The sequence below is a fragment of the Pseudomonas sp. LBUM1656 genome (genome assembly GCF_059716065.1).
This window is the reverse complement of sequence record NZ_CP166800.1, coordinates 3429667-3444145: the sequence shown is the minus strand read 5'-3', so window position 1 is coordinate 3444145 and position 14479 is coordinate 3429667. Positions and strand designations below refer to the sequence as shown.

7 protein-coding genes are annotated in these 14479 nt (G+C 59.5%); 4 read left to right on the top strand and 3 right to left on the bottom strand.

Annotated features, from left to right (window positions below; all coding sequences use genetic code 11):
• The first annotated feature begins 12 nt into the window (after positions 1 to 12).
• Positions 13 to 2397, top strand: coding sequence for an efflux RND transporter permease subunit (locus ACA072_RS15515; RefSeq protein ID WP_131062059.1), 2385 nt, complete (start codon positions 13 to 15; stop codon positions 2395 to 2397).
• Between the two features lie 63 nt (positions 2398 to 2460).
• Here ACA072_RS15515 and ACA072_RS15510 read toward each other — a convergent pair whose 3' ends face one another.
• The 3 genes from ACA072_RS15510 to ACA072_RS15500 all read right to left on the bottom strand — a co-directional run bounded on the left by ACA072_RS15510 (position 2461) and on the right by ACA072_RS15500 (position 10093).
• The gene (locus ACA072_RS15510) at positions 2461 to 7155 is read right to left on the bottom strand and encodes a dermonecrotic toxin domain-containing protein (RefSeq protein ID WP_497618756.1); all 4695 of its coding nucleotides are present in this window, start codon (positions 7153 to 7155) and stop codon (positions 2461 to 2463) included.
• Positions 7156 to 7431: 276 nt separating this feature from the next.
• The gene (locus tag ACA072_RS15505) at positions 7432 to 8151 is read right to left on the bottom strand and encodes a FadR/GntR family transcriptional regulator (RefSeq protein WP_461959136.1); all 720 of its coding nucleotides are present in this window, start codon (positions 8149 to 8151) and stop codon (positions 7432 to 7434) included.
• A gap of 205 nt (positions 8152 to 8356) precedes the next feature.
• Positions 8357 to 10093 carry an IlvD/Edd family dehydratase gene (locus tag ACA072_RS15500; RefSeq protein ID WP_403097319.1) on the bottom strand — a complete coding sequence of 579 codons (1737 nt, stop codon included), beginning with the start codon at positions 10091 to 10093 and terminating at the stop codon, positions 8357 to 8359.
• A gap of 193 nt (positions 10094 to 10286) precedes the next feature.
• On the opposite strand from ACA072_RS15500, the gene ACA072_RS15495 reads away from it, so the two are divergent.
• From ACA072_RS15495 to ACA072_RS15485, 3 genes are all read left to right on the top strand, one after another.
• Positions 10287 to 11609 carry an MFS transporter gene (locus ACA072_RS15495; protein ID WP_497618754.1) on the top strand — a complete coding sequence of 441 codons (1323 nt, stop codon included), beginning with the start codon at positions 10287 to 10289 and terminating at the stop codon, positions 11607 to 11609.
• Positions 11610 to 11761: 152 nt separating this feature from the next.
• A complete protein-coding gene (gene araD1 / locus ACA072_RS15490; protein ID WP_497618752.1) occupies positions 11762 to 12754 on the top strand; it encodes an AraD1 family protein in 993 nt (330 codons plus the stop codon).
• Between the two features lie 10 nt (positions 12755 to 12764).
• A complete protein-coding gene (locus ACA072_RS15485; RefSeq protein ID WP_497618750.1) occupies positions 12765 to 14345 on the top strand; it encodes an aldehyde dehydrogenase (NADP(+)) in 1581 nt (526 codons plus the stop codon).
• Positions 14346 to 14479: the final 134 nt, after the last annotated feature.

Here is a 14479-nt window from a genome sequence, read left to right as displayed (position 1 = left end):
GAAGGCGGGTCTATGACATCCTTGAGCAGTCATCACCAAGACAAGGCGACGTTTCTTGAACGCCTGATTTTCAACAACCGCCCGGCAGTGATCGTCATCTGCCTGCTGGTCAGTATCTTCCTGTTCTGGCAGGCCACGCTGATCCGGCCGTCCACCAGCTTCGAAAAAATGATCCCGCTCGAGCATCCATTCATTCAAAAGATGATGGAGCACCGCAACGATCTGGCGAACCTGGGCAACACGGTGCGCATCTCCGTTGAAGCCACCGATGGCGACATTTTCTCCAAGGAATACATGGAGACCCTGCGTCAGATCAACGACGAAGTGTTCTACATTTCCGGCGTCGACCGTTCCGGCCTCAAGTCGCTGTGGAGCCCGAGCGTACGCTGGACCGAGGTGACGGAGGAGGGCTTCGCCGGTGGCGAAGTGATCCCGCAAAGCTATAACGGCTCCCAGCAAAGCCTCGACCTGCTGCGCAACAACGTGCTCAAGTCCGGTCAGGTCGGGCGTCTGGTGGCCAACGATTTCAAGTCGAGCATCGTCGACATCCCACTGCTGGAGTCCTACCCGGACCCGCAGGACCAGGGCAAGTTGCTGGCGCTGGATTACCGCAAGTTCTCCCACGAACTGGAAGAAAAGATCCGCGACAAGTTTGAAGCGCAGAACCCTAACGTGCAGATCCACATCGTCGGTTTCGCCAAGAAAGTCGGCGACCTGATCGATGGCCTGGTCATGGTGGTGATGTTCTTCGGCGTCGCCTTCATCATTACGTTGATCCTGCTCTACTGGTTCACCAACTGCATGCGCAGCACCGTGGCGGTGTTGAGTACGACGCTGGTGGCGGTGGTCTGGCAGCTGGGGCTGATGCACTTCTTCGGTTTCGGGCTTGATCCATATTCGATGCTGGTGCCGTTCCTGATCTTCGCCATCGGCATTTCCCACGGCGTGCAGAAGATCAACGGGATCGCCTTGCAGTCCAGCGAAGCCGACAACGCCCTGACCGCCGCACGCCGCACGTTCCGTCAGCTGTTCCTGCCGGGGATGATCGCGATCCTCGCGGACGCGGTGGGCTTCATCACGCTGCTGATCATCGATATCGGTGTGATTCGCGAACTGGCCATCGGCGCATCCATCGGTGTGGCGGTGATCGTGTTCACCAACCTGATCCTGCTGCCGGTGGCGATTTCCTACGTCGGCATCAGCAAACGCGCCGTCGAACGCAGCAAGAAAGACGCACACCGCGAACACCCGTTCTGGCGCTTGCTGTCGAGCTTTGCCAGCCCGAAAGTCGCACCGGTGTCGATCATTTTGGCCCTGTTGGCCTTTGGTGGCGGTCTCTGGTACAGCCAGAACCTGAAGATCGGTGACCTCGACCAGGGTGCCCCGGAACTGCGTCCGGACTCCCGTTACAACAAGGACAACAACTTCATCATCAGCAACTACTCCACCAGCTCCGACGTGTTGGTGGTGATGGTCAAGACCAAGTCCGAAGGTTGCTCGCGCTACGAAGCCATGGCGCCGATCGACGAACTGATGTGGAAGATGCAGAACACCGAGGGCGTGCAGTCGGCGATTTCCCTGGTGACCGTGTCCAAGCAGATGATCAAGGGCATGAACGAGGGCAACCTGAAGTGGGAAACCCTGTCGCGTAACCCTGACGTCCTGAACAACTCCATCGCCCGTGCCGATGGCTTGTACAACAACAGTTGCTCCCTGGCGCCGGTGCTGGTGTTCCTCAACGATCACAAGGCTGCAACGCTGGACCGCGCGGTGCATGCGGTGCAGGACTTCGCCAAGGAAAACAACAAGGACGGCCTGGAATTCATCCTCGCGGCGGGCAACGCTGGCATCGAGGCGGCCACCAACGAGGTGATCAAGGAGTCCGAGCTGACCATCCTGATCCTCGTCTACATCTGTGTTGCGACCATGTGCATGATCACCTTCCGTTCCTGGGCGGCGACCTTGTGCATCGTGTTGCCGCTGGTGCTGACCTCGGTCCTCGGCAACGCCCTGATGGCCTTCATGGGCATCGGCGTGAAAGTCGCGACCCTGCCGGTGGTGGCGCTGGGTGTGGGGATTGGCGTGGATTACGGCATCTACATCTATAGCCGTCTGGAAAGCTTCCTCCGTGCGGGCCTGCCGTTGCAAGAAGCCTACTACCAGACGCTGAAGTCCACCGGTAAAGCCGTGCTGTTCACCGGCCTGTGCCTGGCGATCGGCGTGTGCACCTGGATCTTCTCGGCCATCAAGTTCCAGGCCGACATGGGCCTGATGCTGACCTTCATGCTGCTCTGGAACATGTTCGGCGCATTGTGGCTGTTGCCAGCGCTGGCACGGTTCCTGATCAAGCCGGAGAAACTGGCGGGGCAGAAGGGCAACTCGCTGTTCGCTCACTAAACTTCAGGCAGTGCCAAAAGCCGCAACCTCTGGTTGCGGCTTTTTTATGGGTGATTGAAAAACTCAGCGCGGTTCTAGCGGGAGAAAATCGCTGTTTGCCAGTTCCTTGCTGATGATTCCATGATGAATATCGATTTTTTGCTTGGGATCTTTAGCCTTGGCCATGGCCGATTCGTAGGTTTCGAAGCGTTGTTCCAGAGTTTTCAGATGGGCCTGGGTGTAGTCAGCCTTGGCATCATCGGCGTTGGCGTAGTGAAAATGCCCGTACCACCAGGGTTGACTGTCGTTATTCAACAAGACGTACTCTTGCATGAAGTCACGCCGTCCGGTTTTCAGCTGAACCCGGATGCCGATGATCCGCGCAAAAATTGCGTTGCGTCGCAGCAGATACTCCACACCCTCGCTACTGGGCGGCCGGGCGAGGGTCATGCGGGTGCGCAGTTCGGTCGCCTTGGTGTCGAGGGCGCGCGCTTTATCCCGGAGCCCGCTGATCAGCGACACGTCTGGATCCCGATTGGCCGGAGGGCTTTCGTGCTGTTCCAGGCCATCGGCGTAATCGATCAGCTTTTGTGCCTCACGTTGCAATTGCTCTTCAATTTCCTTGGGAGAACTGGCGCGTTGCGCGTAACCCTCTATCTTTTGTACATGTTTATCGACGTCGGCCAACGCTTTGCGAGCATCACCTTTGACCTGGTGATAGGGGCGTGGGGCTTTGGATGTTACGGGTCTGGATTCGACAATTTCTACCCAGACATTGGGCTCGTGTTCGTGGAACGAAGCCAGTGGCCTTTCTTCGAAAGGGTGGTTGATATCGACAATGTCTCCTTCCTGGTTCGCGACCCGCTGGCGAAGATCGCCGATCAATGTGCCTTTGGTGGTTTTGATCACCCTCTTGCGACTGGACCATGAATAGGGACGTTTCACCGGCGGCTTGGGTCCGGATGCAGACGTTGACGGCTCCTCCGGTTGCGGCTGCGTTTGAAGCGCTTCCGCCAGACGTCGCTCGGCATCGATACGCAGCTGATCAATAAGCTCGCGCAGACGATTGAAGGGATGTGTCTGCAGTTCATCTGTACTGAAAATACCTATCGTCTCAAGGCCGTCTTGCGCCTTGTTGTACTGATCGACCAGGTTCTCCAGAACGGCAATTCGGTCGCTGTTGGTGTAGGTGTGCTCCGTTTGCAGTTCGGCATGCGAGCGAGACAGCAACAGCAGCGGGCTGAGGGTACGTTCGAGCACACCCATGGTGTTGCTTCCCAGGGCCTTGAGACTGAGCAGGCGCAAGACACTGAGCTGGTAGCTCTTGACCCGCAGTGCCGTCATCTCATTTTCAGGCCTGTCGCTGGTGAGTCGCGTCCAGGATTCGTTGCCCAAGCGAGGGACCTGCTTGAGTTCCTGCAGTCGACTGTCTACCTGTTCAAGAAACTTGATCAAGGTTTCGTTGATTTCGGAGGTTTTGCGCATGAACTCAAAGTAGCGATCCAGTATAGGGTCGCCTTCGCGGATCAATGCTTCCTGCAAATGCCCGACGCCATTTCTAAAGTCCATGTACTGGCGATCGGCAGCTTCATGCTCCCAGTCAGCGATGACGACCCGTTTGCGAGCATTGTTGATGAGATTTTCCAACAGGCTGCACAGCTGCGCTGGATCCGGATCGGATTTGGTCAATTCTCCCAATTCCCTGATCTCCGCCAACAGTTTGGAGTAGCTTTGCGTTTGTTTGTCCAGCTCATCAACGAAGCGTTGCCTGAACGTGGCGCGATCGAGCTCGGTGCTGGCGGGATCGTTTTCTTTCAGCTGCATCAGGTTCTCGGCGATGTCGACCCGCTTTTGCACCCGAGCTTGTTGGTCCACGAACTCCTGGCAATTCAGTTCCAGCAGGCTGATGCGCTGTCGGGTCATTTCGCGCTGGGCGTTGATTCGCGAATTGCGCCCGCCGCCGAGCAATTTCAGCCCCTGATCCAGTGTCCAGCGGCCATCTCCATTGGTTTTGAGCTTAACCCCAGGATGATCCGGATGCTCTGGATGGATGAGATAAACCTCACCGAACCCGGGCACGAGACTGACGCGAAACAGCAGACCGGCGACGGTGGCATGCCATTTGTTGTCGATCAGGTACAAACCTTTGAAGGCGCCGCTTGCAGCGGGCTCAGGCAAAGGCGTCGGCCATGGCACCTGAACATCCCGTAACGTGTTGAACAGCCGGGCCGATGCCGAATCGCGAGCGCTCGACAGGTTGAAGTCCAGCAAAGTATTGCCACTGCCCGGCGGCTCGGAGGGCAGGCCCGGAGTGTCCTGGGTGATGGTCGTTTCGGTGGGCCATGAGAATGCCTGTGGAGGACGGCGCAAGGAGGTGAGGGCGTCCGGAACTGCCGTCGCTGCGCTGTCGGAACGTGACGGGGCGCCTCCCTCTCGGGCCACATGCAGAACCAGCAGGCCAATGTTCAACAGCACATCGATCCAGGCCTGGTTTCGCGCCTTGGGGTCATCACTGTCCAGCGCTGGAAGATCGTTGATCAGGCTGTGGGCGATTTGCAGCATCCAGCCCACGACCATGGCGGGGCCGCGCAGCAGCGGCAGAATCACGTTGTTGAACACCAGCCATCCACCCTCGAGGATGATCCCCCACCGGCTCTCGGCATTCGACACCGATTGCCGGTCCGCCAGATCAATCAGTGTGCGTGCGTTGCTGACGTACAGATTGGCCAGCAATCGACCTTCCTCCAGCGCGCTGAGCAAGTCACCGGCCGCTTCGTCGCCTGCGAGAATCGCCGGTTTCGGCTTTTCCGGCGGTGTGAATTCGTCGCCGGCATGAAAGTGGACAATGTGGGGTTCGTTGAACCCGTTGTTGTCGTAGATCGGCCGTGCGCGATCCGGTAGCCAGGTCAGCGCACTGGTTTGCAACGGGCCGGCTTGAGCTATCGCATTCTGCAAGGCCTGACGGGTGGGGTATTGGTGCAGGGGGTCTGAGTACATCGGTCGGTAAAGAATATGAGGGCCGACGGCATTCAGGTTTTTTGGCTCGATGATGAACATGTTGCTGACCACGTCACACGGGGCGTCTGCCTTGCGTTGAAACGCCAAAGGCCTGATAACGATCGACTGCTCATCAACGATTCGCTCGGCAGCGAGCGGATGAAACACTGCATCGACATATCGATAGCCCTGAAGGTTGAAGCCGTGCTCACCCTTGATCGAGTGTTCAAGGGCGCGCAACGGTAAATGTATGCCCAGATCCAGACCAAAGAGTCGCAGACGCTCCTTCGCCTCGGGGCTATTCCCCAGAAGCTGTGCCTCAATGTATTCGGGGTAATGTTTTCCGACATCGACCCGACTCACCAAATCCAGCAAATAGGCCTCGGTGGTCCAGTCTTGAATCAGCTGGTTCTCGGTGTGGCGGATGGTCATTCGGCCTTTGGGTTTGCCTGCCAGGTTTTTAATGGCCAGATCGGTCAGCGACATGCAAACGGGTTCGAGGTAGCCGCTGCCCAAGTCGCCGACAGGCACATGAAAGGTCAATTCCAGTTCATCGGACTTGTAACCGGGGGCCAGGGGCTGGTCCTTGAACATTTGTTCATACAGCGCATTTTTGGCGAACGTGCGAAGGTCAACGACCTCGTCGCGCAACGAGCGCCCCTGGGCCTGCTGTTTGACACTGGCCATCGATAACGTGTGCTTGCGCCACGCCATACGACCCGTGCTGCCCGTGTCCTGCAACCAATCGGGAATCGTTGTCTGTATCGGTTGAAGATGCGTCGGGTTGTGGTCGCTGCCGATAAACCGCGCGGCCACATCGGTGATCGAATCAAACCGTTTTTCAAGATCCGCCAGGCTTTGGAATGCAGGCAGTTTGAGCGACTCCAGGTCTTGCAGTTGCTGGTTTAGCAGCAGGGCAGCCTGGGTATCAAAGATGTTACCGTCCGGTGTAAAACGTTTCCAGGTGATGGAATCGGCCGTGAAATCCTGCTGCAACCGCGCCCCCCATGTAGCACTGAAGGCTTGCAGGGACGGGAAAGACTCGACGTTGCCGTTTACGCTGCACAACAAATGGGTATCACCGCAAATCACCAGGATATCCGGCGTCTGCAGCGTGAAAGACACGTCGCCTTTGGTCCGCGTGATTTGAAGCGTGCAGGCCTCAATAGCCCCTTTCGCCCATGGCCGCTGAAGGCGTTCGCGGTTGTCGGGTTGGCGGGCCAACTCCAATAGAATCCCGGCCGGCTCCGCATTACTTGCCGCGAGGCGCGTAGCGGACGTTTTCAGCACGCCGGCGAGCAAATCCCCCAGCCATTGCCAGCGGCTTACGCCCGTTTCGTCTTTCTCGTTCCAGCAGGTCGTCAATGATTCCTGAAAGCCGATGTAGAGAATGCCGGTTAATTCGCGGATGACATCCGCGATCACTTGCATATCGGGCAGCCGGGAGGTCGTTTTGTCGACGGTGAGTAGCGCGGGGGCTCGGTTTGTCAAAAAGCAGCTGCGACCCCATTGCTCGTTTAAATCGGGGAACGCACCGCGGGCCAGATACTCCAGCACCACGTCCATAAGCAGTGTTAGCCGCCAGGCCCCGTCCGGGATTGGTTGGGCCACTTTGGTTCGGTCAGGGTCGAACTCCAGTTCTGGGTATTTTTCCAGAATGCCGTCCTTGAGCATGCGAGCGGTTTGCGAACGAAAGGTGGGTCGGGTATTGAATCGCGTGTTGACCGCGCGCGCGATGATGTCGGTGTAGCCCGCGGCGGGTAGTGGGGTAGATGGCGGCATGGTGCAATCCATTGCATGTAGGGTTCCTCAATGTAAATCTACGTCGGACAGGATGTGCGGTAGCCGGTTACCGCACATTGATCGATTCGATGAGGTAAGGGACGCTTTCAGGCCGCAAACGAAAAAGCCGCAACCCGGTTTGCGGCTTTTTTTTCCATCTGAATATTCACACAACCCTTTGTAGGAGCCGGCTTGCTGGCGATGGTGTGTCAGTCGACATCAATGTGGCTGACACACCATCGCCAGCAAGCCGGCTCCTACAAGGGATCGTGTTGGTTATGAGGGATCGGTGCCAAGCACTACGTTCAACGCACTACGCGCATCGTCGAGCTGTACGAGGGTGGCATGCCGCGCACCCAGCGCATCACGATTCTCGATCGCCGTCAGAATCGCCTTGTGCCGAGGCAGCGCGAGCTCATGCAGATTCGGCCGCTGGTTGGAATGCTTCAGTGCTTCAGCAATCGCCACCGACAGCATATTGCACAGGTTGGCCAACAGGTCATTGTGGGTCGCATCGGCGATGCGGCTGTGGAAATCCAGGTCCGGCTGCAACAGCGCTTCAGGCGTCGGCGCGGCTTCCATGCGCTGGTAGGCTTCACCGATGGAGGCGATGTCAGCGTCGGTCGCGAATTGCGCGGCGAGGGCGGCGGCAGCGGGTTCGATGATGCTGCGCACGCTGGTCAGCAAATCGAAGAATTGATTCTGCGGGCTGCTTTGCATCAGCCAGTGCAGCACATCCGGATCGAGCATGTGCCATTCCTTGCGCTGCTTGACCACGGTGCCGACCCGCGGACGGGAATACACCAGGCCTTTGGCAACCAGCACGCGGGTGGCTTCGCGCAGCACCGGGCGGCTGACCGCGTACTCCTCGCACAGCAGGGCTTCGGCGGGCAGTTTGTCACACGGTTTGAAGCGTCCGGAAACGATCTGCATGCCCAATTCCTGGACGATGCGCGAGTGCATGCTTTTGCGGTCGGAGGGTTTGCGGTAATCCATGGGGAACGGCGCGATCCTGTGCGATGGAGATGCCGCGCATGATAGCAGGCGCGGCGCGGACGGTCGCCAGAGCAAGCACGGTCCTGAATAAGATGAAGATCCAAATGTGGGAGCGGGCTTGCTCGCGAATGCGGTGTATCAGCCAAAGATTAGTCGACTGAAACACCGCTTTCGCGAGCAAGCTCGCTCCCACAGGGGGATTTGATTAATGAGAGTGGCGGGGCACTTCGGAGCCGCGGCAGCCGACCAGGAAGTCGAAATCGCAACCCTGATCCGCTTGCAGCACATGGTCGATGTACAGCTGACGGTAACCGCCCACGATCAATTGCTGCGGCGGTTGCAGATCCGCCATGCGCGCTGCCAGTTCCGCGTCCGGAATATCCAGGTGCAAACGCCCGTTAGCGCAATCCAGTTCAATCCAGTCGCCTTCTTTCACCGTTGCCAGAGGTCCGCCGGCGGCCGCTTCCGGGGCTACGTGCAGAACGACAGTGCCGTACGCCGTGCCGCTCATGCGTGCGTCGGAAATGCGCACCATGTCCGTCACGCCCTGAGCCAGCAGCTTGGCCGGCAAGCCCATGTTGCCGACTTCGGCCATGCCCGGATAACCCTTCGGCCCGCAGTTCTTCATCACCAGGATCGAGTTGGCATCGACGTCCAGTTCCGGATCGTTGATCCGTGCCTTGTACATGTCGAAGTTTTCGAACACCACTGCACGCCCGCGGTGCTGCATCAGTTCGGCACTGGCCGCGGACGGCTTGAGCACCGCACCCAGTGGCGCGAGGTTGCCGCGCAACACGCAAATGCCGCCGTCGGCGCGGATCGGGTTGTCGAGGGTACGGATCACTTCGTCCTGGCCGTAGATCGGTGCGTCCTTGGTGTTCTCGCCGAGGGTCTTGCCGTTGACGGTCAGAGCGTTCGGGTTCGGGATCAGATTGGCTTCACCGAGGCGGCGCAGTACCGCTGGCAGGCCGCCGGCGTAGTAGAACTCTTCCATCAGGAAACGCCCGGACGGTTGCAGGTCGACAATGGTCGGCATGCCGCGACCGATGCGGGTCCAGTCGTCCAGGTCCAGCTCGACGCCGATGCGACCGGCGATGGCTTTCAAGTGGATCACGGCGTTGGTCGAACCACCGATGGCGGCATTCACGCGGATAGCGTTTTCAAAAGCTTCCTTGGTCAGGATCTTCGACAGCCGCAGATCTTCGCGGACCATCTCCACCGCGCGCATGCCGGACATGTGCGCCAACACATAACGTCGCGCATCCACCGCAGGAATCGCTGCGTTGTGGGGCAGGGAAGTGCCCAGTGCTTCGGCCATGCAGGCCATGGTCGACGCGGTGCCCATGGTGTTGCAGGTACCGGCCGAGCGTGACATGCCGCCCTCGGCCGCGAGGAAATCGTCAATGGTGATGGTGCCGGCTTTCACTTGTTCGCTGAGCTGCCAGACCACGGTGCCGGAGCCAATGTCCTGGCCTTTGTGCTTGCCGTTGAGCATCGGCCCGCCGGTGACCACGATCGCCGGCACGTCGCAACTGGCCGCGCCCATCAACAGTGCCGGAGTGGTTTTGTCGCAACCGGTCAGCAGGACCACGCCATCAATCGGGTTGCCGCGAATGGCTTCTTCAACATCCATGCTCGCCAGGTTGCGGGTGAGCATGGCGGTGGGGCGCAGGTTGGATTCGCCGTTGGAGAACACCGGGAATTCCACAGGAAAACCACCGGCCTCGATCACCCCGCGTTTGACGTGCTCCGCGATCTGGCGGAAATGCGCGTTGCACGGGGTCAGTTCCGACCAGGTGTTGCAGATGCCGATGATCGGCTTGCCGTGGAACTGGTGGTCGGCGATGCCCTGATTCTTCATCCAGCTGCGGTACATGAAGCCGTTCTTGTCGGCGGTGCCAAACCATTGGGCGGAGCGCAGGTTGGGTTTCTTATCAGACATGATCGATTCTCTTATTGTATGACTATATTGTTCGAGCTATGGCGTAACATAAGCGCAAATTCGTTGCTTTGGAAGTGTTGTTGGGTAATTAGTATTACTATATAGTCGCTTTCAACGGAGGGATGGCCCTGGCGGTTTTCAGTGAGAGGCGTCCCCCGAGGTTCTATAAAAACAACAATCGGAGACCGATCTCATGAGCCAGGAACTGCGGCTTATTCGTCGCATCACGCTGAAACTGATTCCCTTCCTGATCCTGCTGTACCTGATCGCCTATGTGGATCGCTCCGCCGTAGGTTTCGCCAAACTGCACATGGGCGCTGACATCGGGCTCGGTGACGCGGCCTATGGCCTGGGCGCAGGGTTGTTCTTCATTGGCTACTTCCTGCTGGAAATCCCCAGCAACCTGATGCTCGATCGCTTCGGCGCCCGGCGCTGGTTCGCGCGGATCATGGTCACCTGGGGCGCCATCACCATCGGCATGGCCTTCGTCCAGGGGCCGCACAGCTTTTATGTGATGCGCTTCCTGCTCGGCGCGGCCGAAGCCGGGTTCTTCCCGGGCGTCCTCTACTACATCACCCAATGGTTTCCGGTTCGCCATCGCGGCAAGATCCTTGGGCTGTTCATCCTGTCCCAACCCATCGCGATGATGATCACCGGCCCGGTGTCCGGCGGCTTGCTCGGCATGGACGGCATCCTGGGTCTGCATGGCTGGCAGTGGCTGTTCATCGTCATCGGTACCCCGGCGATCCTGCTGACCTGGCCGGTACTGCGTTATTTGCCGGACGGCCCGCAGCAAGTGAAATGGATGGACCAGTCTGAAAAAGACTGGCTGACCGGCGAGCTGAAAAAAGACCTTGAGGCCTACGGCCAGACCCGCCACGGCAATCCGCTGCATGCCCTGAAAGACAAGCGCGTGTTGCTGCTGGCGCTGTTTTATCTGCCGGTGACCTTGAGCATTTATGGCCTGGGCCTGTGGCTGCCGACGTTGATCAAACAGTTCGGCGGTACCGATCTGGTGACCGGTTTCGTGTCATCGGTGCCGTACATCTTCGGGATCGTGGGTTTGCTGATCATCCCGCGCAGCTCCGACCGTTTGAATGATCGTTACGGCCACTTGGCGGTGCTTTACGTGTTGGGAGCCATCGGCCTGTTCCTCAGTGCCTGGCTGACGGTGCCGGTGCTGCAACTCGCGGCGTTGTGCCTGGTGGCGTTTGCGCTGTTTTCCTGCACCGCGGTGTTCTGGACCTTGCCGGGTCGTTTCTTCGCCGGCGCCAGTGCGGCGGCGGGGATTGCATTGATCAACTCGGTGGGCAACCTGGGCGGCTATATCGGTCCGTTCGTGATCGGTGCGCTGAAGGAATACACCGGCAACCTGGCGTCGGGGCTGTATTTTCTGTCGGGGGTAATGGTGTTCGGGCTGGTGTTGACTGGCGTGGTGTATCGGTTGCTGGAGCGCAAGCATGTGCTGTCGGCGGACCAGTTTGCCGCCAGTGCGCGTGGCGCAACCCGTACCTGATACAAAACAGACAATCACCATCCATCCTGTGGGAGCGGACTTGCCCGCGATGACGGCGGCACATTCACAATTGATGTGTCAGACAGATCGCTATCGCGGCCAAGCCCGCTCCCACAGGGGGGGTGGTGTTCCGAAAACACAGGAGAAAATCCATGCGTTTAGTGCAGTTCGAACTGAGTAACGGCGAGCGTCGGGTAGGCGTGGTCGAGGCGGGGCTGATTCGCGAAGTACAGGATGCGCACACCGTCCGGGACCTGGCTCTGGCGGCGATCGAGGCGGGCGTGAATCTGGAGCAGCAGGTGAAGACCCTGGGCCTGGGCATCAGCCATGACTACGCGGAGCTGCTGGCCGAATTGCGGATCCTGCCACCGCTGGATCACCCGGACCCGGCGCACATGCTGGTCAGCGGCACCGGTCTGACCCATCTCGGCAGCGCGTCGGCCCGGGACAAAATGCACCAACAGGCCGGCGATGAAGCCGCGATGACCGACACCATGCGCATTTTCAAATGGGGCGTGGAGGGCGGTAAACCGGCGGCCGGCCAGGCCGGCGTGCAACCGGAGTGGTTCTACAAGGGCGACGGCAGCATTGTCGTGCGTCCGGGCCAACCGTTCCCGCTGCCGCCCTTTGCCGAAGACGCGGGTGAAGAGCCTGAACTCAGCGGCCTCTACGTCATCGGCCACGACGGCAAACCGTATCGCCTCGGTTTCGCGGTGGGCAACGAGTTCTCCGACCACGTGATGGAGCGCAAGAATTATCTCTACCTGGCGCATTCGAAACTGCGCAGTTGCAGCTACGGTCCGGAACTTCGCGTTGGCGAACTGCCGCAGCATCTGGCCGGCACCAGCCGTATCCTGCGTGACGGTGAAGTGCTGTGGCAGAACGAGTTTCTCAGCGGCGAGGCCAACATGTGCCACAGCCTGGAAAACCTCGAGTACCACCATTTCAAGTACAGCCAGTTCCTGCGTCCTGGGGACGTACACATTCATTTCTTCGGCACTGCGACCCTGTCCTTTGCCGACGGCATTCGCACCCGACCGGGTGACGTGTTCGAGATCAGTCAGGCCGAGTTCGGCGCGCCGTTGATCAACGGGATTGCACCGGTTGAAGCAGCGTTCGAGCCCGGCACCGTCGGCACCCTTTAAGGAGACATGCATGACCCAGATTCTTGGTCACAACTACATCGGCGGCCAGCGCAGTGCTGGCGGCACCGTCAAACTGCAAAGCGTCGATGCCACCACCGGCGAAGCCTTGCCTCATGATTTCTTCCAGGCCACCCCTGAAGAAGTCGATGCCGCCGCCAAGGCAGCTGCTTCAGCATACCCGGCTTACCGCAGCCTTAGCGCGGAGCGTCGTGCGCAATTTCTCGATGCGATTGCCGATGAGCTCGACGCCTTGGGCGACGACTTTGTTGCTGTGGTCTGCCGCGAAACGGCGTTGCCTGCCGGACGTATTCAAGGCGAACGCGGGCGCACCAGCGGCCAGATGCGTCTGTTCGCCAAAGTGCTGCGTCGTGGCGATTTCTACGGCGCGCGGATTGATCAGGCATTGCCGGATCGCCAACCGCTGCCCCGTCCAGACCTGCGCCAATACCGCATCGGTCTTGGGCCCGTCGCGGTGTTTGGTGCGAGTAATTTTCCGTTGGCATTCTCCACGGCGGGCGGCGACACCGCGTCGGCGTTGGCCGCCGGTTGTCCGGTGGTGTTCAAGGCTCACGGCGGCCACATGGCCACCGCTGAACAGGTGGCTGATGCGTTGATTCGTGCGGCGGAAAAAACCGGCATGCCGGCCGGCGTGTTCAACATGATCTACGGCGGCGGAGTCGGCGAAGCGCTGGTCAAGCATCCGGCGATTCAGGCGGTCGGTTTTACCGGTTCGCTGAAGGGAGGTCGTGCGTTGTGCGACATGGCCGCCGCGCGTCCACAACCCATCCCGGTGTTCGCCGAGATGTCGAGCATCAACCCGGTGATCGTGTTGCCGCAGGCACTGAACGTTCGGGCAGACACAGTCGCCCGTGACCTGACCGCTTCGGTGGTGCAGGGTTGCGGTCAGTTCTGCACCAATCCGGGCCTGGTCATCGGTATTCGCTCGGCGCAATTCACTGCGTTCGTGCAACAGGTGGCGGGGCTGATCGGCGATCAGCAAGCGCAGACGATGCTCAATGCCGGAACGTTGGCCAGCTATGGCAAAGGCTTGCAAAAACTCCTGGCTCACCCGGGCATCGAGCATCTGGCTGGCACCCCGCAGCAAGGCAATCAGGCGCAACCGCAGTTGTTCAAAGCCGATGTCAGCTTGTTGATCAATGGCGATGAAGTGCTGCAGGAAGAAGTGTTCGGTCCGACCACAGTGTTTGTCGAAGTCGCGGATCAGGCGCAACTCAGTGCCGCGTTGAACGGCCTGCACGGGCAGCTGACGGCGACCATCATTGGTGAACCCGCAGACTTCGAACGGTTCGGCGAACTGACGGCGTTGCTGGAGCAGAAGGTCGGACGGATCCTGCTCAATGGCTATCCAACGGGCGTTGAAGTCTGTGATTCGATGGTCCACGGCGGGCCGTATCCGGCGACTTCCGATGCGCGCGGCACGTCGGTCGGCACGTTGGCGATTGATCGTTTCCTGCGTCCGGTATGCTTCCAGAACTATCCGGACAGCCTGCTGCCGGAGGCGTTGAAGAACGCCAATCCATTGCGCATCCAGCGCCTGGTGGACGGCAAACCCTCCCGTGACGCCCTGTAATCCTGTGACTGATCGTTCCCACGCTCTGCGTGGGAATGTAGCCCGGGACGCTCCGCGTCCCTTCAAAGCCGAACGCAGAGCGTCCCAAGAGGCATTCCCACGCAGAGCGTGGGAACGATCATTGCGGTGTGATG